This window comes from Pseudoduganella sp. UC29_106, assembly GCF_044055365.1.
Classification (GTDB): domain Bacteria; phylum Pseudomonadota; class Gammaproteobacteria; order Burkholderiales; family Burkholderiaceae_D; genus Rugamonas.
Map to the genome: position 1 here is coordinate 6442730 of NZ_CP171977.1, position 18299 is coordinate 6461028.

At 59.0% G+C, this 18299-nt stretch carries 31 protein-coding genes and 1 pseudogene; 4 read left to right on the plus strand and 28 right to left on the minus strand.

The genetic code is table 11. The features are described 5' to 3' along the window. The first annotated feature begins 66 nt into the window (after positions 1–66). The gene (locus ACHMW6_RS32080) at positions 67–1734 is read left to right on the plus strand and encodes a M20/M25/M40 family metallo-hydrolase (protein ID WP_395403202.1); all 1668 of its coding nucleotides are present in this window, start codon (positions 67–69) and stop codon (positions 1732–1734) included. Positions 1735–1906: 172 nt separating this feature from the next. Here the strand turns inward: ACHMW6_RS32080 and rplQ are convergent, their stop codons facing one another. From rplQ to rplC, 28 genes and pseudogenes are all read right to left on the minus strand, one after another. Next, positions 1907–2302, minus strand: coding sequence for a 50S ribosomal protein L17 (gene rplQ / locus ACHMW6_RS32085; protein ID WP_395403204.1), 396 nt, complete (start codon positions 2300–2302; stop codon positions 1907–1909). Positions 2303–2420: 118 nt separating this feature from the next. Next, positions 2421–3398, minus strand: coding sequence for a DNA-directed RNA polymerase subunit alpha (locus ACHMW6_RS32090; protein ID WP_395403206.1), 978 nt, complete (start codon positions 3396–3398; stop codon positions 2421–2423). Positions 3399–3536: 138 nt separating this feature from the next. After that, on the minus strand, positions 3537–4160 hold the full coding sequence (rpsD, locus tag ACHMW6_RS32095; RefSeq protein ID WP_395403208.1) for a 30S ribosomal protein S4: 624 nt from the start codon (positions 4158–4160) through the stop codon (positions 3537–3539). Between the two features lie 225 nt (positions 4161–4385). Further along, on the minus strand, positions 4386–4790 hold the full coding sequence (gene rpsK / locus ACHMW6_RS32100; RefSeq protein ID WP_028101645.1) for a 30S ribosomal protein S11: 405 nt from the start codon (positions 4788–4790) through the stop codon (positions 4386–4388). 14 nt (positions 4791–4804) lie between these two features. Then, on the minus strand, positions 4805–5170 hold the full coding sequence (gene rpsM, locus ACHMW6_RS32105) for a 30S ribosomal protein S13 (RefSeq protein WP_395403211.1): 366 nt from the start codon (positions 5168–5170) through the stop codon (positions 4805–4807). 19 nt (positions 5171–5189) lie between these two features. Further along, positions 5190–5303 carry a 50S ribosomal protein L36 gene (rpmJ, locus tag ACHMW6_RS32110; RefSeq protein WP_005663407.1) on the minus strand — a complete coding sequence of 38 codons (114 nt, stop codon included), beginning with the start codon at positions 5301–5303 and terminating at the stop codon, positions 5190–5192. A 32-nt stretch (positions 5304–5335) separates the two neighbouring features. After that, the gene (gene infA, locus ACHMW6_RS32115; RefSeq protein ID WP_005663428.1) at positions 5336–5554 is read right to left on the minus strand and encodes a translation initiation factor IF-1; all 219 of its coding nucleotides are present in this window, start codon (positions 5552–5554) and stop codon (positions 5336–5338) included. Next, positions 5555–6888 (minus strand): annotated as a pseudogene (gene secY / locus ACHMW6_RS32120) (preprotein translocase subunit SecY). A 27-nt stretch (positions 6889–6915) separates the two neighbouring features. Then, complete coding sequence (gene rplO / locus ACHMW6_RS32125; RefSeq protein ID WP_395403219.1) at positions 6916–7347, minus strand: 50S ribosomal protein L15; 432 nt, start codon at positions 7345–7347, stop codon at positions 6916–6918. A gap of 26 nt (positions 7348–7373) precedes the next feature. Next, positions 7374–7550 carry a 50S ribosomal protein L30 gene (rpmD, locus tag ACHMW6_RS32130; RefSeq protein ID WP_395403221.1) on the minus strand — a complete coding sequence of 59 codons (177 nt, stop codon included), beginning with the start codon at positions 7548–7550 and terminating at the stop codon, positions 7374–7376. Positions 7551–7560: 10 nt separating this feature from the next. Beyond that, a complete protein-coding gene (rpsE, locus tag ACHMW6_RS32135) occupies positions 7561–8079 on the minus strand; it encodes a 30S ribosomal protein S5 (protein WP_395403223.1) in 519 nt (172 codons plus the stop codon). Positions 8080–8089: 10 nt separating this feature from the next. After that, a complete protein-coding gene (rplR, locus tag ACHMW6_RS32140) occupies positions 8090–8452 on the minus strand; it encodes a 50S ribosomal protein L18 (protein WP_028101651.1) in 363 nt (120 codons plus the stop codon). A gap of 13 nt (positions 8453–8465) precedes the next feature. Then, positions 8466–8999 carry a 50S ribosomal protein L6 gene (rplF, locus tag ACHMW6_RS32145; RefSeq protein WP_395403225.1) on the minus strand — a complete coding sequence of 178 codons (534 nt, stop codon included), beginning with the start codon at positions 8997–8999 and terminating at the stop codon, positions 8466–8468. A gap of 11 nt (positions 9000–9010) precedes the next feature. Beyond that, on the minus strand, positions 9011–9406 hold the full coding sequence (gene rpsH, locus ACHMW6_RS32150) for a 30S ribosomal protein S8 (protein ID WP_395403227.1): 396 nt from the start codon (positions 9404–9406) through the stop codon (positions 9011–9013). A 14-nt stretch (positions 9407–9420) separates the two neighbouring features. Then, positions 9421–9726 carry a 30S ribosomal protein S14 gene (gene rpsN, locus ACHMW6_RS32155; RefSeq protein WP_055937643.1) on the minus strand — a complete coding sequence of 102 codons (306 nt, stop codon included), beginning with the start codon at positions 9724–9726 and terminating at the stop codon, positions 9421–9423. Between the two features lie 6 nt (positions 9727–9732). Beyond that, positions 9733–10272, minus strand: a complete 540-nt coding sequence (gene rplE, locus ACHMW6_RS32160) for a 50S ribosomal protein L5 (RefSeq protein WP_395403230.1) — start codon at positions 10270–10272, stop codon at positions 9733–9735. 6 nt (positions 10273–10278) lie between these two features. Further along, complete coding sequence (rplX, locus tag ACHMW6_RS32165) at positions 10279–10593, minus strand: 50S ribosomal protein L24 (RefSeq protein ID WP_395403232.1); 315 nt, start codon at positions 10591–10593, stop codon at positions 10279–10281. An 11-nt stretch (positions 10594–10604) separates the two neighbouring features. Then, the gene (gene rplN, locus ACHMW6_RS32170; RefSeq protein ID WP_028101657.1) at positions 10605–10973 is read right to left on the minus strand and encodes a 50S ribosomal protein L14; all 369 of its coding nucleotides are present in this window, start codon (positions 10971–10973) and stop codon (positions 10605–10607) included. Between the two features lie 255 nt (positions 10974–11228). Continuing rightward, a complete protein-coding gene (rpsQ, locus tag ACHMW6_RS32175; protein ID WP_395403234.1) occupies positions 11229–11495 on the minus strand; it encodes a 30S ribosomal protein S17 in 267 nt (88 codons plus the stop codon). Next, positions 11492–11683, minus strand: coding sequence for a 50S ribosomal protein L29 (gene rpmC / locus ACHMW6_RS32180; protein ID WP_395403236.1), 192 nt, complete (start codon positions 11681–11683; stop codon positions 11492–11494). The genes rpsQ and rpmC overlap by 4 nt, the downstream gene beginning before the upstream one ends. Before the next feature lie 14 nt (positions 11684–11697). Continuing rightward, positions 11698–12117, minus strand: coding sequence for a 50S ribosomal protein L16 (gene rplP / locus ACHMW6_RS32185; protein WP_231767621.1), 420 nt, complete (start codon positions 12115–12117; stop codon positions 11698–11700). A 2-nt stretch (positions 12118–12119) separates the two neighbouring features. Next, positions 12120–12917: a 30S ribosomal protein S3 gene (gene rpsC, locus ACHMW6_RS32190; RefSeq protein WP_395403239.1), complete on the minus strand. Its 798-nt coding sequence runs from the start codon at positions 12915–12917 to the stop codon at positions 12120–12122. Between the two features lie 9 nt (positions 12918–12926). After that, complete coding sequence (gene rplV, locus ACHMW6_RS32195) at positions 12927–13259, minus strand: 50S ribosomal protein L22 (protein ID WP_395408768.1); 333 nt, start codon at positions 13257–13259, stop codon at positions 12927–12929. Beyond that, complete coding sequence (gene rpsS / locus ACHMW6_RS32200; RefSeq protein ID WP_093556914.1) at positions 13256–13531, minus strand: 30S ribosomal protein S19; 276 nt, start codon at positions 13529–13531, stop codon at positions 13256–13258. The genes rplV and rpsS overlap by 4 nt, the downstream gene beginning before the upstream one ends. 9 nt (positions 13532–13540) lie before the next feature. Beyond that, entirely contained in the window at positions 13541–14368 is an 828-nt protein-coding gene (rplB, locus tag ACHMW6_RS32205) for a 50S ribosomal protein L2 (RefSeq protein ID WP_395403241.1), read from the minus strand. Continuing rightward, positions 14368–14685, minus strand: coding sequence for a 50S ribosomal protein L23 (rplW, locus tag ACHMW6_RS32210; RefSeq protein ID WP_395403243.1), 318 nt, complete (start codon positions 14683–14685; stop codon positions 14368–14370). Before rplW ends, rplB begins: the two co-directional genes overlap by 1 nt. Then, a complete protein-coding gene (gene rplD / locus ACHMW6_RS32215) occupies positions 14682–15302 on the minus strand; it encodes a 50S ribosomal protein L4 (RefSeq protein WP_395403245.1) in 621 nt (206 codons plus the stop codon). The genes rplW and rplD overlap by 4 nt, the downstream gene beginning before the upstream one ends. Positions 15303–15305: 3 nt before the next feature. Continuing rightward, positions 15306–15962: a 50S ribosomal protein L3 gene (gene rplC, locus ACHMW6_RS32220; RefSeq protein ID WP_395403247.1), complete on the minus strand. Its 657-nt coding sequence runs from the start codon at positions 15960–15962 to the stop codon at positions 15306–15308. Between the two features lie 332 nt (positions 15963–16294). On the opposite strand from rplC, the gene ACHMW6_RS32225 reads away from it, so the two are divergent. The 3 genes from ACHMW6_RS32225 to ACHMW6_RS32235 all read left to right on the plus strand — a co-directional run bounded on the left by ACHMW6_RS32225 (position 16295) and on the right by ACHMW6_RS32235 (position 18282). Beyond that, positions 16295–16486 (plus strand): hypothetical protein, encoded by a 192-nt coding sequence (locus tag ACHMW6_RS32225; RefSeq protein WP_395403249.1) that lies wholly within the window; start codon positions 16295–16297, stop codon positions 16484–16486. A gap of 120 nt (positions 16487–16606) precedes the next feature. Beyond that, positions 16607–17971 (plus strand): family 43 glycosylhydrolase, encoded by a 1365-nt coding sequence (locus tag ACHMW6_RS32230; RefSeq protein WP_395403251.1) that lies wholly within the window; start codon positions 16607–16609, stop codon positions 17969–17971. A 38-nt stretch (positions 17972–18009) separates the two neighbouring features. Further along, complete coding sequence (locus ACHMW6_RS32235) at positions 18010–18282, plus strand: DUF2784 domain-containing protein (protein WP_395403253.1); 273 nt, start codon at positions 18010–18012, stop codon at positions 18280–18282. The last annotated feature ends 17 nt before the right edge of the window (positions 18283–18299 follow it).

The window sequence follows — 18299 nt, forward strand, 5'->3', positions numbered from 1 at the left end:
AGGCAAATAGTACACCTATGCATGGTTTTCTGTGCGAGACTGGGAAATCTTTTGCCAGGAGAACTTATGCCATGTTTGCTTGCCGCGATAGGTGTCGCCACCAGCCTCGCCGCCGCCCCTGCCCTGCTGCTCGCGGCCGACAAGGCCGAACAGCGCGCCCTGTCCGCGATTACCGAACCCGGCTTGATGGGCACGATCAGGATCCTCGCTTCCGACGAATACGAGGGCCGATCGCCCGGCACGGAAGGGGAAACGAAAACCATCGCTTACCTGGAGCGGGAATTCCGCAAACTTGGCCTGAAACCGGGCAATCCCAACGGCTCTTACCTGCAGGCGGTGCCCTTGCGCAGCCAGACTGCCACGCCGCGCTTCAGCTACACGGTCGCCGGCAAGACTGTGGACCTGAAGTTTCCGGATGATTTCGTCGCCCACTCCACCGGACCCGCTACCGATGTGAACATCAAGGATTCCGAACTGGTCTTCGTCGGCTATGGCGTGCAGGCGCCGGAATACGGATGGGACGATTACAAGGGCCTGGATGTGAAGGGCAAGACCATCGTCATGCTGATCAACGATCCGGCGGTTCCCGATCCGAAAGATCCGTCCCAACTCGACCCGTCTCTGTTCAAGGGCAAGGAGATGACGTACTACGGGCGCTGGACCTACAAGTATGAAATTGCGGCGAAGCTTGGCGCTGCGGCGGCCATCATCGTTCATGAAACCAAGCCGGCGGCCTACCCCTACGGCGTGGTACGCAGCGGCGGCATCGGCGAGCAGTTCAGCCTGGAAGGCGACAGCAGGGATAATCCGGAAGTGCCCGGCTGGATTCACGAGGACCGTGCGCGCGAGCTGGTCGCGGCTGCCGGCTACGACTTCGACGCGCTGAAGAAGGCGGCGCTGTCGAAGGACTTCAAGCCAGTCAGCCTGAAGGGCGTGGCGAATTTCGAGATCAGGAGCCAGCGCCGCATGCTGGACTCGCACAATGTGGCCGCCCTGCTGCCCGGCTCGGACCCGAAGCTGAAGAATGAGTTCATCATCTATTCGGCGCACTGGGACCACCTTGGTATCGACGAGAAGCTGCCGGGCTCGCGCACGCAGCAGATCTATCACGGGGCGCTGGACAATGCGTCCGGCACGGCGGCGCTGCTGGAGCTGGCCAAGGCCTTTAAAGCGCTGCCTAAGCCGCCCAAACGGTCCATCCTGTTCCTGGCCACCACGGCCGAGGAGCGCGGCCTGCTGGGGGCCAAGTATTACGCCCACCATCCGCTGTATCCGATCGATAAGACGCTGGCCAATATCAATATCGACGGCGTGAACGCCTGGGGACGCACGGCGCAGATCGAGAACGTGACCTCGGGCCACTCGACGCTGGATGATTTGCTGGAGCGCCGCGCGACGCAGCAGGGGCGCAGGATGGTGCCGAATTCGCGTCCCGAGCTGGGGAACTTCTATCGGGCGGATCAGCTGGAGTTTGCGCGCGTGGGGGTGCCGGTGCTGTACACCAAGGCGCGCAGTAATTATTTGGGGAAGCCGGAATCGTATGCGCGGGAGGTGGTGGACCGGTATACCGAGCACGATTATCACAAGGTGACGGATGATGTGCGCGGGGATTGGGATTTCAGCGGGGGGATTCAGGATATCCGGCTGCTGTTCCAGGTGGGGCTGGATGTGGCCAATGGGGTGGCGCGGCCGGTGTGGAAGCCTGCTTCCGAATTCAGCAAGCTGCGCGACTGAGCATGCACGGCGTGGCTAGGCGCCTCCATATGATCCGCCCTACAGCCCCTGCGGGGCCTAACGGCATGTTTCGTGTTGCGGCGTAGGGCGGATCGTTTTGATCCGCCGTGCAGGCGCCGCCGTAAACAAAAAAAGCCGGGCAAAGCCCGGCTTCTCTAACAACCAGCTGAAATTACTCAGCGGTCGGTGCCTCTTCAGCGGTGGTGATCTCTGGACGATCCACCAGCTCAACGAACGCCATAGGCGCATTGTCGCCGTGACGGAAACCCATCTTCAGGATACGCAGGTAGCCGCCGTTGCGGTTGGCGTAGCGTGGGCCCAGTTCAGCGAACAGCTTCAGGACGATCTCGCGGTCACGCAGACGGGAGAAGGCCAGACGCTTGTTAGCCAGGGTGTCGGTCTTGCCCAGGGTCAGGATCGGCTCCACGACGCGACGCAGTTCCTTTGCCTTCGGCACGGTGGTCTTGATCGCTTCGTGACGCAGCAGCGAAACAGTCATGTTGCGCAGCATTGCCAGACGGTGGGAGGAGGTACGGTTCAGTTTACGAAGGCCGTGACGGTGACGCATAGTGCTTCCTTTCGATAATGTTTAAATCCGAGATCTTCGATCGCCTTGGCAAGCCGCGGCGCGGTCCGGTTATAAGGGAAAACGCCCGGAGCACAACGCCCCAGGCGGGTACTGCAAATTACTTCTCCAGGCCGGCAGGCGGCCAGTTTTCCAGCTTCATGCCCAGGGTCAGACCGCGGGATGCCAGAACTTCCTTGATTTCGTTCAGCGACTTGCGGCCCAGGTTCGGGGTCTTCAGCAGCTCGTTTTCGGTGCGCTGGATCAGGTCGCCGATGTAGTAGATGTTCTCGGCCTTCAGGCAGTTTGCCGAACGGACGGTCAGCTCCAGGTCGTCGACCGGACGCAGCAGGATCGGATCGACCAGCGGAGCGCGGGATGGCGCTTCGGCGGCGGTCTCGGTGCCTTCCAGGGCGGCGAACACGTTCAGCTGGTCAACCAGCACGCGGGCCGACTGGCGGATCGCTTCTTCCGGGGTGATCACGCCATTGGTTTCAATGTTGATGATCAGCTTGTCCAGGTCGGTACGCTGTTCCACACGGGCCGATTCCACGGCGTAGGACACACGGCGCACTGGCGAGAACGAGGCGTCCAGGATGATGCGGCCGATGGTCTTGTTGGTGTCTTCGGACAGGCGACGCACGTTGCCTGGCACATAGCCACGGCCTTTTTCGACCTTGATCTGCATGTCCAGCTTGCCGCCGGCGGTCAGGTGAGCGATCACGTGATCCGGGTTGATCAGTTCCACGTCGTGCGGCAGATCGATATCCGATGCCAGCACGGCGCCTTCGCCTTCCTTCTTCAGGGTCAGGGTCACGGAGTCACGGTTGTGCACCTTGAACACGACGCCCTTCAGGTTCAGCAGCAGGTCAACCACGTCTTCCTGCACACCGTCCAGCGAGGAGTACTCGTGAACGACGCCAGCGATGGTCACTTCGGTCGGCGCGTAGCCGATCATCGAGGACAGCAGCACGCGGCGCAGTGCATTGCCCAGAGTGTGGCCGTAGCCGCGCTCGAACGGCTCCATCACGACTTTGGCGTGACCGTGGCCCAGGGCTTCAACGTCGATAATACGTGGTTTCAACAAGCTATTTTGCATGTGTAAATGTCCTTTTCATTACCCTCGGCTCGTTACACCGATAAGGCTGATGGCATTAAAAATGGTGAAGGCGGATCGAAGATCCGCCTCGGGTACAACGGTGCTGCATGCACGGCGGATCAATGATCCGCCCTACAATTAACGCGAGTACAGTTCGACGATCAGCGCTTCGTTCACGTCCTGAGCGATTTCCGAACGCTCCGGCAGGGACTTGAAGGTGCCTTCCATCTTCTTGGAATCCACCGACACCCATGCCGGCATGCCGACTTGTTCAGCCAGCGACAGGGCTTCAACGATACGGGTCTGCTTCTTGGACTTTTCGCGCACAGCGATCACATCGCCGGTCTTCACAACGTAGGAAGGGATGTTCACCACGTTGCCGTTCACGGTGAAGGCCTTGTGGGATACCAGCTGGCGTGCTTCAGCGCGGGTGGAGCCGAAGCCCATGCGGTAAGTTACGTTGTCCAGGCGGGTTTCCAGCAGGGACAGCAGGGTTTCACCGGTGTTGCCCTTGCGGCGGGAAGCTTCGGCGAAGTAGCGGCGGAACTGACGCTCCAGCACGCCGTAGATACGCTTCACTTTCTGCTTTTCGCGCAGCTGGTTGCCGTAGTCGGAGGTGCGGGCACCCGACTTGACGCCGTGCTGGCCTGGCTTCACGTCCAGTTTGCACTTGGAATCCAGCGAGCGGCGGGCGCTCTTCAGGAACAGGTCGGTGCCTTCACGGCGGGCGAGTTTTGCTTTTGGTCCGATATAACGTGCCACGGTAGTTTTCCTTAATGATTAAATGACGCCCCAGCCGCATCGGAGTGCGGTTAGGCGCTAGCCTGGCTCACTTGCTGCGCAGGCGGTGGCTCAACAGCCTTGCCGGCAAACCGGAAAGGCGAAAATAGCCGGACAGTATAACCGTTTCCGGTTCACTGTTCCAGCGATTTCATTCAGAGGGACGGTGGCCGGTGCACACCGCACCGGCCATGGTCTTGCTCGATATTAGATACGACGACGCTTTGGAGGACGGCAGCCGTTGTGCGGCACTGGGGTCACGTCCTGGATCTCGGTGATCTTGATGCCCAGGTTGTTCAGTGCACGAACAGCGGATTCGCGGCCAGGACCAGGGCCCTTGATGCGAACTTCCAGGTTCTTCACGCCGCATTCCTGCGCCACTTTACCAGCGGCTTCAGCAGCAACCTGCGCTGCGAACGGGGTCGACTTACGCGAACCCTTGAAGCCAGCACCACCGGAGGTCGCCCACGACAGAGCGTTGCCCTGACGGTCGGTGATGGTGATGATGGTGTTGTTGAAGGAAGCGTGAACGTGAGCGATACCTTCAGCGACGTTCTTTTTAACTTTCTTACGAACGCGAGCTGCTGCTGCGCTGCTTTGTTGCTTAGCCATAATAGTTCCCTAGATTATTTCTTCAGCGATTGAGCGGCCTTACGCGGGCCCTTGCGGGTACGCGCATTGGTGCGGGTGCGCTGGCCGCGGACCGGCAGGCCCTTACGGTGACGCATGCCGCGGTAGCAGCCCAGGTCCATCAGACGCTTGATGTTCATCGACAGTTCGCGGCGCAGGTCGCCCTCGACTACGAACTTGCCGATTTCATCACGCAGCTTTTCCAGCTCGCTGTCGTCCAGGTCCTTGACCTTCTTGTTGGTTGCAACGCCGGACTGGGCGCAGATGAACTGCGCGCGAGGACGGCCAATACCGTAGATCTCGGTCAGGCCGATAACGGTGTGCTTATGATTTGGGATGTTAACCCCTGCAATACGTGCCATTCGTTATTCCTCGAACTGATTAACCTTGACGCTGCTTGTGACGCGGCTCGACGCAGATTACGCGTACCACGCCCTTGCGCTTGATGATCTTGCAGTTGCGGCAGATCCGCTTGACTGAAGCGTTAACTTTCATGATTGCACTCTCTATGGTTCGATTTTCTAAAATTACTTGGTCCGGAACACAATACGGGCCCGGGAGAGATCGTACGGCGTCAATTCAACCGTGACCTTGTCACCGGGGAGAATGCGGATGTAGTTCATGCGCATTTTACCCGAAATGTGGCCGAGTACCACGTGACCGTTTTCCAGCTTTACTCGAAATGTTGCATTCGGCAGATTCTCCAGAATCTCACCCTGCATCTGTATGACGTCGTCTTTTGCCATTTATCGCGTCGGAATTCCGCCCTTGAAGTTAGCTTTGCGCAGCAGCGATTCATATTGCTGCGACATCACATAGTTTTGTACCTGGGCCATGAAATCCATGGTCACCACGACAATAATCAACAGGGATGTGCCACCAAAATAGAACGGCACTTTCCACTGGGCTTGCATGAATTCCGGCAGCAAGCACACTACGGTAATGTAGACGGCGCCTGCCAGGGTCAATCGGGTCAGGATCTTGTCGATGTAACGGGCTGTCTGCTCTCCGGGACGAATCCCTGGCACAAAGGCCCCGCTCTTCTTCAAGTTATCCGCAGTCTCCTTGCTGTTGAACACCAGAGCGGTGTAGAAGAAGCAGAAGAACACGATTGCCACGGCGTACAACAGTGCATGGATGGGCTCACCAGGAGCCATCGATGCAGCCAGATCTTTCAGGAACCGCACCACCGGATTGGCGGTGTCGGCGCCCTTCGAAAACCAGTCCACGATGGTAGCCGGGAACAAGATAATCGACGAAGCGAAGATCGGCGGGATCACACCTGCCATGTTCAGCTTGAGCGGCAAGTGGCTGGTCTGCCCACCGTAGATCTTGTTACCGACCTGACGCTTGGCGTAGTTGACCAGGATCTTGCGCTGTCCGCGTTCCACGAACACCACGGCATAGGTCACGGCTGCAACCAGTACCACGATGACGATGGCCGAGAAGGCGCCGATGGTGCCCGTCGAGACCTGGGTGAACAAGCCACCCAGCGCGCCCGGCAGGCCGGCAGCGATACCGGCAAAGATGATGATCGAGATGCCATTACCCAGACCACGCTCGGTAATTTGCTCGCCCAACCACATCAGGAACATGGTGCCAGTCAGCAGCGTCACAATCGTGACGAAGCGGAAGCCCATGCCAGGGTCCAGTACCAGGCCGGGCTGGGCTTCCAGCGCGACTGCGATACCGAAGGCCTGGAACAGGGCCAGCAGCACGGTGGCATAGCGGGTGTACTGGGTAATCTTGCGACGACCTGCTTCACCCTCTTTTTCAGCGCTTCCATCTGCGGCACGACGATCGACACCAGTTGCATGATGATCGACGCCGAGATGTAAGGCGTAATGCCCAGTGCGAACACCGTAAAGCGCGACAGGGCACCACCCGAGAACATGTTGAACATGCCCAGGATGCCGCCTTCCTGCGACTTGAACAGTGCTGCCAGCTGTACCGGATCAACCCCGGGAACGGGGATGTGTGCACCGATCCGGTACACTACCAGAGCGCCCAGCAAAAACCACAGCCGGTTCCAGGGGAAGCCGGCGGCGGCACTTTTAGCAAGCTGTTGGTTCGTTGCCAATTTTCGCTCCGATCAAGCCAGCGGGACTCAGGCTACCGAGCCGCCGGCTGCTTCGATGGCGGCTTTCGCGCCAGCGGTCACCTTCAGGCCCTTGAGGGTCACTGCTTTGGTGATTTCGCCGGAAGCGATCACGCGCACGTCACGTGCCAGGACATTCAGCACGCCCGCTTGCTTCAGCACCAGCAGGTCCACTTCGGACACTGCCAGGGCGTTCAGCTCGGACAGACGTACTTCCGCCTTGAAAGTAGCATTCAGCGATTTGAAGCCACGCTTCGGCAGACGACGCTGCAGAGGCATCTGACCGCCTTCGAAACCGACTTTGTGGAAGCCGCCCGAACGCGATTTCTGACCTTTGTGGCCACGGCCAGCGGTTTTACCCAGGCCGGAGCCGATACCGCGGCCTACGCGGCGCTTAGCATGCTTCGCGCCTTCTGCCGGTTGAATGGTATTCAATTCCATTAGTTTCTCCTGATCGTAAGGGGTGCTTACGACACGACTTTGACGAGGTAGGCGACCTTGGTGATCATGCCGCGCACAGCAGGAGTGTCCTGCAGTTCACGCACGGAGTTCACGCGGCGCAGGCCCAGGCCGCGCACGGTGGCACGGTGGTCCTGACGGGTGCCGATCAGGCCCTTCACCAGTTTTACTTTAATAGTGCTCATGAAGTTCCCCTTAAGCCAGGATGTCTTCAACCGACTTGCCACGCTTGGCGGCGATCTCGGCTGGAGTGCTCATTTTCGACAGGCCGTCCAGGGTGGCGCGCACCAGGTTGTACGGGTTGTTCGAACCGGTGGATTTCGCCACCACGTCGGTCACGCCCATCACCTCGAAGATAGCGCGCATGGCGCCACCTGCGATCACGCCGGTACCTGGCTTGGCCGGGCTCATCAGGACGCGCGAGGCGCCATGGCGGCCGGTCACGGTATGCTGCAGCGTACCGTTCTTCAGAGGCACCTTGATCAGGTTGCGGCGGGCTTCTTCCATTGCCTTTTGCACACCGACCGGAACTTCCTTCGACTTGCCCTTGCCCATGCCGATGCGGCCATCGCCGTCACCAACCACGGTCAGCGCGGCGAAGCCCATGATACGACCACCCTTGACCACTTTGGTCACGCGGTTGATCGCGATCATTTTTTCGCGCATGCCATCATCCGGCTTGTCGCTTGCCATTTTTGCTTGCATTTTTGCCATGATCGTACCCTTAGAACTTCAGACCGGCTTCACGCGCGGCTTCCGCCAGCGCCTTGATACGGCCGTGGTAACGGAAACCGGAGCGGTCGAAGGCGACTTCGGTGATGCCCGCTTTCAGTGCTTTTTCTGCGACGCGCTTGCCAACCAGTGCGGCAGCGGCGGCGTTGCCACCCTTGCCAGACTTGCCAGCCAGCTCGGCGCGCACTTCCGCTTCCACGGTCGAGGCCGAAACCAGAACTTTGGCGTCCGGGCTGATCAGGTTCGCGTAAATGTGCAGGTTAGTGCGGTGGACCGACAGGCGGTTCACTTTCAGTTGCGCGATCTTGATGCGAGTTTGACGTCCGCGGCGCAGACGAGATTCTTTTTTGTCCATCGTCAGCCCCTAATTACTTCTTCTTGGTTTCTTTGAGCTTAACCACTTCGTCCACATAGCGGACACCCTTGCCCTTGTAAGGCTCAGGGGAGCGGTAAGCACGAACTTCAGCAGCCACCTGGCCCACCTTCTGGCGATCAACACCGCTGATCACGATTTCGGTTGGGGTCGGGGTTGCCACCTTGACGCCGGCAGGCATGTCGTGAACGACAGGGTGCGAGAAGCCCAGGGACAGGTTCAGCTTGTCGCCTTGCGCTTGCGCCTTGTAACCCACGCCAACCAGGGACAGCTTCTTCTCGAAGCCCTTGGTGACGCCGGTAACCATGTTGTTGACCAGGGCACGCAGGGTGCCGGACATGGCGTTCGATTCACGGCTGTCGTTGACCACGTCGAAGGTCAGGGTGCCAGCATTGTTTTCGACTTTAACCAGGCCGTTCAGGCTCTGGGTCAGGGTGCCCAGCGGGCCCTTGACGGTGATCGCTTGCGCGGAGATGGCGACTTCGGCGCCAGCAGGCACAACGATCGGCATTTTAGCTACACGAGACATTGTGTTACTCCTTAAGCCACGAAGCAGATGACTTCGCCACCGACGCCGGTAGCGCGCGCTTTGCGGTCGGTCATGACACCTTTCGGGGTCGACACAATCGCCACGCCCAGGCCGTTCATCACGGTCGGGATTTCATCCTTGCCCTTGTAGATGCGCAGGCCTGGACGCGACACACGCTCCAGACGCTCGATCACAGGACGGCCTACATAATATTTCAAACCGATCTTCAGTTCCGCCTTGCCTTCCGCGGTGCTCACGGCGAAGTCCTCGATATAGCCCTCGTCCTTCAGGACGGCGGCGATAGCTACTTTGACTTTCGACGATGGCATGGCCACGGTGGTCTTCTGCACGCCCTGGGCGTTGCGAATGCGGGTCAGCATATCGGCGATAGGATCGCTCATACTCATTGCTTATTCTCCTATTACCAGCTGGCTTTGGTCATACCCGGGATTTCGCCGCGCATGGCGAATTCACGGAGCTTGATACGACCCAGGCCGAATTTACGGAAGGTGCCACGTGGGCGACCGGTCACCTGGCAGCGGTTACGCTGACGGGTCGGTGCGGAGTTACGCGGCAGGGCCTGCAGCTTCAGGCGGGCCTCGTAACGCTCTTCTTCCGACTTGGTCTGGTCATCAATGATGGCCTTCAGAGCGGCGCGCTTGGCAGCAAACTTGGCTACCAGGTCAGCACGCTTCTGTTCACGGTTAATCAGTGCGAGTTTTGCCATGATCGTTTAGTTCCTGAACGGGAATTTAAAGGCGGCGAGCAGCGCTTTGGCTTCATCGTCGGACTTCGCGGTAGTGGTGATCGAGATGTTCATACCACGCAGTGCATCGATCTTGTCGTACTCGATTTCCGGGAAGATGATCTGCTCTTTCACACCGATGTTGTAGTTGCCGCGGCCATCGAAGGATTTGCCGGACACACCACGGAAGTCACGCACGCGCGGCAGGGCCACGGTGATGAAACGGTCCAGGAATTCATACATGCGGGCGCCGCGCAGGGTCACCATGGTACCGATCGGGTAGCCTTCGCGGATCTTGAAGCCTGCGATTGCCTTACGGGCCTTGGTCACGACTGGCTTCTGACCGGCGATCTTGGTCAGGTCGCCAACAGCGTGCTCGATAATCTTCTTGTCAGCCACGGCTTCCGACAGACCCATATTCAGGGTGATCTTGGTCAGGCGCGGCACTTCCATCACCGATTTGTAACCGAATTTTTCGGTCAGCTCGGCGACGACTTTGTCTTTGTACAGTTGTTGCAGACGGGCCATTTCTTATTACCCCTTCACTACTTCGCCGTTCGACTTGAAGACGCGGACTTTTTTGCCGTCCACATCCTTGAAGCCTACGCGATCTGCCTTACCGGTCGCAGCGTTGAACAGAGCAACGTTGGACACGTGAATCGGCATGGTCTTGTCGACGATGCCACCGGTAACACCAGTCATCGGGTTCGGCTTAACGGCCTTCTTGGCCACGTTAACGCCTTCCACTACGACGTGCTCAGCGTCTACACGCTGGGTCACTACGCCGCGCTTGCCCTTGTCCTTACCAGTCAGGACGATGACTTCGTCGTTTTTGCGAATCTTATCCATTGTCTGACTCCTTACAGGACTTCCGGTGCCAGGGACACGATCTTCATGAACTTCTCAGTGCGCAGTTCACGCGTCACTGGGCCGAAGATACGGGTACCGATCGGTTCCAGTTTGTTGTTCAGCAGGACAGCGGCGTTGCCGTCGAACTTCACCAGGGAACCGTCCTGGCGACGCACACCCTTAGCGGTGCGCACTACCACGGCGTTATAAATTTCACCTTTTTTGACACGGCCGCGAGGCTGAGCCACCTTAACGGTGACTTTGATCACGTCGCCAATGCCAGCGTAACGGCGCTTGGAACCGCCCAACACCTTGATGCACATTACTTCTTTCGCACCGGTGTTGTCGGCCACTTCGAGCCGGCTCTCAGTTTGAATCATAGTATTCTCTTTCCCAACTTAAGCCGAAGAATCCACACAATGCGGACATCGGTCAGTCTTGGTCCCGCCAGAGGGCACAATGCCCGCTGCTTGGGTGCTTGATCTTCATACAAGTAACTGACCGCTACCGCGCCTGTGGAGAGACACTTTGCGGCGGATACATGAACGAAGCCCGCAAGTATTACATAAAACCTGCGGGCCTGCAAGAACTAATTGGATTGTGGCCGGAACCAGACGGTTCCGGCCCCAGTCTTCTTAGACGATTTGTGCGACTTGCACTACTCGGGTCACCGTCCACGCCTTCGTTTTGGAGATCGGGCGGCCTTCCTGGATTTCAACCGTATCACCGGTCTTGGCCTGGTTGGCTTCGTCGTGCGCGTGGTACTTGGCGCTACGAACGATGATCTTGCCGTACAGAGGGTGCTTGACGTGACGCTCGATCAGAACGGTAACGGTCTTGTCCATCTTGTCGGACACAACTTTACCGATCAGCGTGCGCTTCAGCTTTACTTGATCAGTCATTTTGCTTCCTTCGAGTTCATTACCGTTTTCACGCGTGCGATGTCGCGGCGTACCTTCTTCAGCTGGGAGGTGTTGCTCAGCTGCTGCGTAGCGGATTGCATGCGCAGGCCGAATTGTGCCTTCAGCAGGTCGTTCAGCTCTTTTTGCAGAGCTTCCTGGTCTTTGCCGCGGAGTTCAGATGCTTTCATATTTCACTCCACAATTATTGGCCAACCTGGCGCACCACGAAGGTGGTAGCCAGCGGCAGTTTGGCAGCAGCCAGGCGGAACGCTTCGCGTGCCAGTTCTTCGGCCACGCCGTCCATTTCGTACAGGACTTTGCCCGGACGGATTTCGGCCACGTAGTACTCCGGATTACCCTTACCGTTACCCATACGGACTTCGGCCGGCTTGTTGGAGATTGGCTTGTCCGGGAACACACGGATCCAGATACGGCCACCACGCTTGATGTGACGGGTCATCGCACGACGTGCGGACTCGATCTGGCGCGCGGTGATACGGCCGCGTGCCACGGCCTTCAGGCCGAACTCACCGAACGACACGGAAGTGCCGGTGGTGTGCGAAATGCCGGTGTTACGGCCTTTCTGCTCTTTACGATATTTCCTGCGGCTAGGTTGCAGCATGCTTATTCTCCTGCTTTGTCAGCTGCAGCCGGCTTGGCAGCGCGGCGACCGGCTGGTGCGGTTGCTGGTTTAGCACCTGGACGGCCACGGCCAGCTGGCTTGCCATCTTCGCGACGCGGACCACGTGGCTTCTTCTCGTCGGCCGGAGTCTCGATGACTGGTGCTTCGCCGGTAGCGGAGCGGTCACCCTTGTAGACCCAGACCTTGACGCCGATGATGCCGTAGGTGGTCGATGCTTCGGAGGTACCGTAGTCGATGTCCGCCTTCAGGGTATGCAGAGGCACGCGGCCTTCGCGATACCATTCGGTACGGGCGATCTCGATGCCGTTCAGACGGCCGGAGGACATGATCTTGATGCCCAGGGCGCCCAGGCGCATTGCGTTCTGCATGGCGCGCTTCATGGCGCGGCGGAACATAATACGCTTTTCCAGCTGCTGCGAGATCGAATCGGCGATCAGTTGCGAATCGATTTCCGGCTTGCGGATTTCTTCGATGTTCACGTGCACAGGCACGCCCATGATCTTCGACAGGGAAGACTTCAGCACTTCGATGTCTTCGCCCTTCTTGCCGATCACAACGCCCGGACGGGAGCTGTAAATGGTGAAGCGTGCATTCTTGGCAGGACGCTCGATGACGATGCGGCCCACGGAAGCGTTCTTCAGCTTCTTCTTCAGGAAAGCACGTGCCTTCAGGTCTTCGTTCAGCATCGAAGCGAAGTTGCCGTTGGTTGCGTACCAGCGCGAAGCCCAGTTACGGGTGACCGCCAGACGGAAACCGGTTGGATGAATTTTCTGACCCATCTCAGCTCCTTAGTTACCGACAGTCACGTAGATGTGACAGGATTGTTTGGAAATACGATCACCACGGCCTTTAGCGCGAGCGGTGAAGCGCTTCAGGATCGGGCCCTTTTCGACGTAGATCGTTTTCACGAACAGTTCGTCGATGTCGGCGCCGTCGTTGTGCTCAGCGTTCGCAATTGCGGACTCCAGCACTTTCTTCATGATGAACGCGCCTTTTTTCGGGCTGAACGTCAGGATGTTCAGCGCAGCGTCAACCTTCTTGCCACGGATCAGGTCCGCGATCAGGCGGCCCTTTTGATCCGACAGGCGCACGCCTTTGAGGATAGCTTTGGTTTCCATTATTTCTTAGCCTTTTTGTCAGCAGCGTGGCCCTTGAAGGTACGGGTCAGCGCGAATTCGCCGAGCTTGTGACCAACCATGTTCTCGGAAACGTACACAGGCACGTGCACCTTGCCGTTGTGCACGGCAATGGTCAGACCGATGAAGTCAGGCATGATCGTCGAGCGACGGGACCAGGTTTTGATTGGCTTTTTGTCTTTGGTCGCTTGAGCGGCTTCGACTTTTTTCACCAGGTGGGCGTCGCAGAACGGCCCTTTTTTCAATGAACGAGTCATGGTTTATCCTTATTTCTTGCCGCGGCGCGAGACGATCATCGAAGAAGTACGCTTGTTGGAGCGAGTCTTCTTGCCCTTGGTCTGCTGGCCCCATGGCGACACTGGATGACGACCAGCGGCGGTACGGCCTTCACCACCACCGTGCGGGTGGTCGATCGGGTTCATCACCACACCACGGACGGTCGGACGCACACCGCGCCAGCGCATGGCACCGGCTTTACCGATTTTGCGCAGCGAGTGTTCGGCGTTGCCGACTTCACCGATGGTGGCGCGGCACTCGATGTGCACGCGGCGCACTTCGCCGGAGCGCAGACGCACCTGGGCGTAAGTACCTTCACGGGCCATCAGCACCACAACCGCGCCGGCGGTACGGGCCATCTGGGCGCCCTTACCCGGCAGCATTTCCACGCAGTGGATGTTGGTGCCCACTGGGATGTTGCGGATTGGCAGGCAGTTACCCGGCTTGATCGGCGCTTCCGAGCCGTTGAACAGGGTGTCGCCGACAGCAACGCCCTTCGGGGCGATGATGTACTTGCGCTCGCCGTCGGCGTAGCACAGCAGGGCGATGTGCGCGGTGCGGTTCGGATCGTATTCGATGCGTTCCACTTTCGCAGGGATGCCATCCTTGTTGCGCTTGAAGTCCACCAGACGGTAGTGGTGCTTGTGACCACCGCCGATGTGACGGGTGGTGATGTGGCCGTTGTTGTTACGGCCAGCAGTCTTGGACTTCTTTTCCAGCAGGGCGGCGAACGGACGACCCTTGTACAGGTCGGCGTTCACAACCTTCACCATGCCGCGACGGCCTGGGGAGGTTGGCTTCATCTTAACGAGTGCCATTACTTAGCCTCCTCGGTGAAATTGATTTCCTGGCCGGGCTTCAGGCACACGAAAGCACGCTTGGTGTGGTTGCGGCGGCCGATGAAACGGCCCGAACGCTTAACCTTACCTTCGCGGTTTACGGTCTGCACCGATTCCACTTGGACCTTGAACAGCAGTTCAACGGCGGCCTTGATTTCTGGCTTGGTCGCATCCTTGGAAACCAGGAACACGATCTGCTCGTTCTTTTCCGCGACCATGGTGGCCTTCTCGGAAATGACCGGCGCCACGAGCACCTTCATCAGGCGCTCTTCGCTGTGTTTGATGACTGCGCTCATGCCAGCATCTCCTCAATCTGTGCCAGTGCCGCTTTGGTAACCAGGACCTTCTTGTAGAAGACCAGCGACATTGGATCTGCGTGACGCGGCTCAACAACCAGCACGTTCGGCAGGTTACGGGAAGCCAGCTCCAGGTTTTCCTGAATGGTGTCGGTGATGATCAGAACCGATTCCAGACCCATGCCGGTCAGCTTTTGCGACAGCAGCTTGGTCTTCGGAGCTTCGATTGCGATATCTTCGATCACAACCAGACGCTCTTCGCGTGCCAGCTGCGACAGGATCGAGCAGAGACCTGCGCGATACATCTTCTTGTTCACTTTGTGGGTGAAGTTCTCGTCAGGCGAGTTCGGGAAGATACGGCCACCACCGCGCCACAGAGGCGAGGACGACATACCGGCACGTGCGCGGCCAGTACCTTTCTGGCGCCACGGCTTCTTGGTCGTGTGGTGAACTTCTTCACGGTCTTTTTGCTTGCGGTTGCCGCTACGCGCGTTGGCAGCGTAAGCAACAACAACCTGGTGGATCAGCGCTTCGTTGTAGTCGCGGCCGAAGACGGTGTCAGCGGCAGCCACGTTCGACGCAGCTTGACCTTGCGCGTTCAAGAGCTTGAGTTCCATCGATTAAGCTCCCTTCTTAGCTTTGACTTTAACGGCTGGCGATACAACAACCTGGCCGTTCTTCGCGCCTGGTACTGCACCTTTCACCAGCAGCAGCTGGCGGTCAGCATCGATACGAGCGATTTCCAGGTTCTGGGTGGTGACGGTAACGTCGCCCATGTGACCGGTCATGCGCTTACCTGGGAACACGCGGCCCGGATCCTGCGCCATACCGATGGAGCCTGGCACGTTGTGCGAACGGGAGTTACCGTGGGTAGCACGGCCGGACGAGAAGTTGTAGCGCTTGATGGTACCGGCATAGCCTTTACCAATGGAAACGCCTTGCACGTCGATCTTCTGACCGACTTCGAACAGGGACACGGCAACAGCGTCGCCGGCTTTCAGTTCGTTTGCTTTGGCAGCGTCAACGCGGAATTCCTTGACGAAGGAACCAGCTTCAACACCAGCATTAGCGTAGTGACCGGCAGCGGCTTTGTTCACGCGGGAAGCGCGACGCTGACCGAAGACAACCTGAACAGCGGAATAACCATCCACTTCAGGAGTTTTGATTTGCGCAACACGGTTGTTCGATACGTCCAGCACGGTCACAGGGATCGAGTCCCCATCATCCGTGAAGATGCGCATCATGCCAACCTTGCGACCGAGGAGGCCAAGGCTCATTTTTTCTCCATTCCCACCTACGATTGGGCGGGGCTTTGTTGAACTACAAAAAAAGATACGGGCCAAATAAAAAGACGAACCCATACCGAAGCCGGCTAGTGTACTTCGATTTGCCTCTTGACGCAACAGCTTTGTACGAGGTATGTCAGTTGTGCGCACCCCACAGCCCGCTTTGCCTACACTCCTCAAGTTGTTAAAAAAATAACAATGGAGGGAGTGATGGCGAAAAATGCAATGCGTTTCGCGCCCGCGCTGCTACTGGCTTCGCCCGAATCCGGTGCTGGCTTCGGCGGCCACCTTCGGCTCCCTGAAGCGGCGGCGCCGTCTCCGGGATGCGGGGCGACGGTCTGCTGTTGCTGCATCTGGACCGGGCGGGCTATCCGTGGCGCTACGCCGATGCCGACATTGGCAGCGTCGTCTACATCGACCTGGCGCCGCACTGTGCCTGTCCCCGGCCAGCGGGTCCTGCACGGCGGGCTGACCGTGCTGGGTGCGGCTGGGGCGCGCCGGCAACGCTGATGTAGGGCAATTCCCATGTCAAAAAACATATCGCGGCCGGAAAAAATCTCATTAGCGGCCGCGGCGGGCGTCTCCTAAGCTCTGGAACGAGCTCAGCTCATCCATAAAACAATACGGGAGACACGATGAAACGATTGCTGGCAGCCCTCTGCCTGATGGCGCTCGCCCTGGCGAGCCATGCAGTAACCCTGAGCGGCGTGCAGAACGCCCACGACCCCGGCACCGTCACGAAGGACGGCGACACTTACTTCAACTTCACCACCGGCACCGGCATCTGGTATTCGACCTCGAAGGACTTGCTGAGCTGGTCGGCCGGCCCGGCGCCCGTGTTCACCACCTATCCCAGCTGGATCGCCAACAAGATCCCGAACTTCAGCGGCTCATTCTGGGCGCCGGACGTGATCCACATGAACGGCTATTACTATCTGTATTACTCGGTCTCGACCTTCGGCACTTCCAGTTCGGCCATCGGCGTGGCGCGCTCCGCATCGCTGAAGAATCCGGCCTGGACCGACCTGGGCATCGTGGTCGAATCCTTCGGCGGCGCCGGCGAAATCAATGCCATCGACCCCGCCCTGTACCGCGACCACGACGGCAAGGTGTATATGACGTACGGTTCCTTTTTCGGCGGCATCGGCATCGCCGAGATCAACCAGGGCACCGGCAAGCTGGCATCCAGCGTCAGCACCATCCTGGGCGGTGGCGGCAAGGATATGGAAGCGCCCTACATCACGCGCGACGGCAATTACTATTATCTGTGGGTCAACCGCGGCGCCTGCTGCAAGGGCGTGGACTCCACCTATTATGTGGAAGTGCAGCGCGCCACCAGCATCACCGGGCCCTATTCCGGCACCCGCACCGCGCTGCCGAACGTGGATGGCCGCTACAAGGGTCCCGGCCATATCGGCGTGCTGAAGCAGGACGGCTGCAACTGGACGTCGATCCACTACTATGACCTGAACGACAACGGCAACGCCAAGCTGGACTTCCTGAAGATGACGTACAGCGGCGGCTGGCCCGTCCTCACGCGCAACTTCACCGCCTTCGACAGCTGTGGCGGCATCAGCGACGGCCCCTGGGTCTTCAAGTCCCGCCTGAGCGGCAAGGCGCTGGCCGTGGCTGGCGCGTCCACCAGCAACGGCGCCTGGGTGCAGCAGCAAACGTATACCGGGGCGAAGAACCAGTACTGGTACCTGATCGGCCACGGCGACGGCCAGTACAGCATCATCAATGGCAACAGCCTGCTCAGCATGGATAACTATGACAACTCCACCACGGCCGGCACCAATATCGCCCAGTGGTCGTACTGGGCCGGCATTGGCCAGCACTGGAGCTTTGCCAGCCCGGCCGCCGGCTACGTCACCGTGAAAAACCTCCTGAGCGGCTATGTCCTCGATGTGCAGAACAAGAGCACGGCCGAAAACGCGCAAATCATCCAGTGGACGCTGAATAACGGCAGCAACCAGCAGTGGTCGATGAGCCGGCCGTAAGAGAACGGCTGTCGGCGGGAGCGTAGAATGCTCGCATCATGCTCACCCGCTTTGCCGCCGACGCCGTGCTGCTGCTGCACCTGGCCTTCATCCTGTTCGCCACTTTCGGCGCCCTGCTCGCGCTGCACTGGCGCTGGGCGCCGCTCGTCCATCTGCCGGCCGCCGGCTGGGCGATGTACGTGGAACTGGCGGGCCAGCTCTGTCCGCTGACCACGCTGGAGAATTACCTGCTGCAGCGGGCCGGGGATTTCGGCTATAGCGGCAGCTTCATCGACCACTACCTGATCCCCCTGCTCTACCCGCCGGACTGAAGCCGGCCACGCAAAAC

What these genes read in the sequence shown, in the direction of transcription:
- ACHMW6_RS32080 (WP_395403202.1), top strand. Translation starts at nt 67, where the DNA reads ATGCCATGTTTGCTTGCCGCGATAGGTGTCGCCACCAGCCTCGCCGCC.
- rplO (WP_395403219.1), bottom strand. Translation starts at nt 7,347, where the DNA reads ATGGAATTGAATACCATTCAACCGGCAGAAGGCGCGAAGCATGCTAAG.
- rpsK (WP_028101645.1), bottom strand. Translation starts at nt 4,790, where the DNA reads ATGGCTAAGCAACAAAGCAGCGCAGCAGCAGCTCGCGTTCGTAAGAAA.
- infA (WP_005663428.1), bottom strand. Translation starts at nt 5,554, where the DNA reads ATGGCAAAAGACGACGTCATACAGATGCAGGGTGAGATTCTGGAGAAT.
- rplE (WP_395403230.1), bottom strand. Translation starts at nt 10,272, where the DNA reads ATGGCCCGTCTGCAACAACTGTACAAAGACAAAGTCGTCGCCGAGCTG.
- rpsH (WP_395403227.1), bottom strand. Translation starts at nt 9,406, where the DNA reads ATGAGTATGAGCGATCCTATCGCCGATATGCTGACCCGCATTCGCAAC.
- rpsS (WP_093556914.1), bottom strand. Translation starts at nt 13,531, where the DNA reads ATGACTCGTTCATTGAAAAAAGGGCCGTTCTGCGACGCCCACCTGGTG.
- rpsQ (WP_395403234.1), bottom strand. Translation starts at nt 11,495, where the DNA reads ATGACTGATCAAGTAAAGCTGAAGCGCACGCTGATCGGTAAAGTTGTG.
- rplF (WP_395403225.1), bottom strand. Translation starts at nt 8,999, where the DNA reads ATGTCTCGTGTAGCTAAAATGCCGATCGTTGTGCCTGCTGGCGCCGAA.
- ACHMW6_RS32235 (WP_395403253.1), top strand. Translation starts at nt 18,010, where the DNA reads ATGCTCACCCGCTTTGCCGCCGACGCCGTGCTGCTGCTGCACCTGGCC.
- rpsE (WP_395403223.1), bottom strand. Translation starts at nt 8,079, where the DNA reads ATGGCAAAAATGCAAGCAAAAATGGCAAGCGACAAGCCGGATGATGGC.
- rpmD (WP_395403221.1), bottom strand. Translation starts at nt 7,550, where the DNA reads ATGAGCACTATTAAAGTAAAACTGGTGAAGGGCCTGATCGGCACCCGT.
- ACHMW6_RS32090 (WP_395403206.1), bottom strand. Translation starts at nt 3,398, where the DNA reads ATGCAAAATAGCTTGTTGAAACCACGTATTATCGACGTTGAAGCCCTG.
- rplB (WP_395403241.1), bottom strand. Translation starts at nt 14,368, where the DNA reads ATGGCACTCGTTAAGATGAAGCCAACCTCCCCAGGCCGTCGCGGCATG.
- rplW (WP_395403243.1), bottom strand. Translation starts at nt 14,685, where the DNA reads ATGAGCGCAGTCATCAAACACAGCGAAGAGCGCCTGATGAAGGTGCTC.
- rplP (WP_231767621.1), bottom strand. Translation starts at nt 12,117, where the DNA reads ATGCTGCAACCTAGCCGCAGGAAATATCGTAAAGAGCAGAAAGGCCGT.
- rplQ (WP_395403204.1), bottom strand. Translation starts at nt 2,302, where the DNA reads ATGCGTCACCGTCACGGCCTTCGTAAACTGAACCGTACCTCCTCCCAC.
- rpsN (WP_055937643.1), bottom strand. Translation starts at nt 9,726, where the DNA reads ATGGCAAAACTCGCACTGATTAACCGTGAACAGAAGCGTGCTGACCTG.
- rpmJ (WP_005663407.1), bottom strand. Translation starts at nt 5,303, where the DNA reads ATGAAAGTTAACGCTTCAGTCAAGCGGATCTGCCGCAACTGCAAGATC.
- rpsM (WP_395403211.1), bottom strand. Translation starts at nt 5,170, where the DNA reads ATGGCACGTATTGCAGGGGTTAACATCCCAAATCATAAGCACACCGTT.
- rplC (WP_395403247.1), bottom strand. Translation starts at nt 15,962, where the DNA reads ATGAGCCTTGGCCTCCTCGGTCGCAAGGTTGGCATGATGCGCATCTTC.
- rpmC (WP_395403236.1), bottom strand. Translation starts at nt 11,683, where the DNA reads ATGAAAGCATCTGAACTCCGCGGCAAAGACCAGGAAGCTCTGCAAAAA.
- rplN (WP_028101657.1), bottom strand. Translation starts at nt 10,973, where the DNA reads ATGATTCAAACTGAGAGCCGGCTCGAAGTGGCCGACAACACCGGTGCG.
- rpsC (WP_395403239.1), bottom strand. Translation starts at nt 12,917, where the DNA reads ATGGGTCAGAAAATTCATCCAACCGGTTTCCGTCTGGCGGTCACCCGT.
- rplR (WP_028101651.1), bottom strand. Translation starts at nt 8,452, where the DNA reads ATGGACAAAAAAGAATCTCGTCTGCGCCGCGGACGTCAAACTCGCATC.
- ACHMW6_RS32225 (WP_395403249.1), top strand. Translation starts at nt 16,295, where the DNA reads ATGCGGGGCGACGGTCTGCTGTTGCTGCATCTGGACCGGGCGGGCTAT.
- ACHMW6_RS32230 (WP_395403251.1), top strand. Translation starts at nt 16,607, where the DNA reads ATGAAACGATTGCTGGCAGCCCTCTGCCTGATGGCGCTCGCCCTGGCG.
- rplD (WP_395403245.1), bottom strand. Translation starts at nt 15,302, where the DNA reads ATGGAACTCAAGCTCTTGAACGCGCAAGGTCAAGCTGCGTCGAACGTG.
- rplX (WP_395403232.1), bottom strand. Translation starts at nt 10,593, where the DNA reads ATGGATAAGATTCGCAAAAACGACGAAGTCATCGTCCTGACTGGTAAG.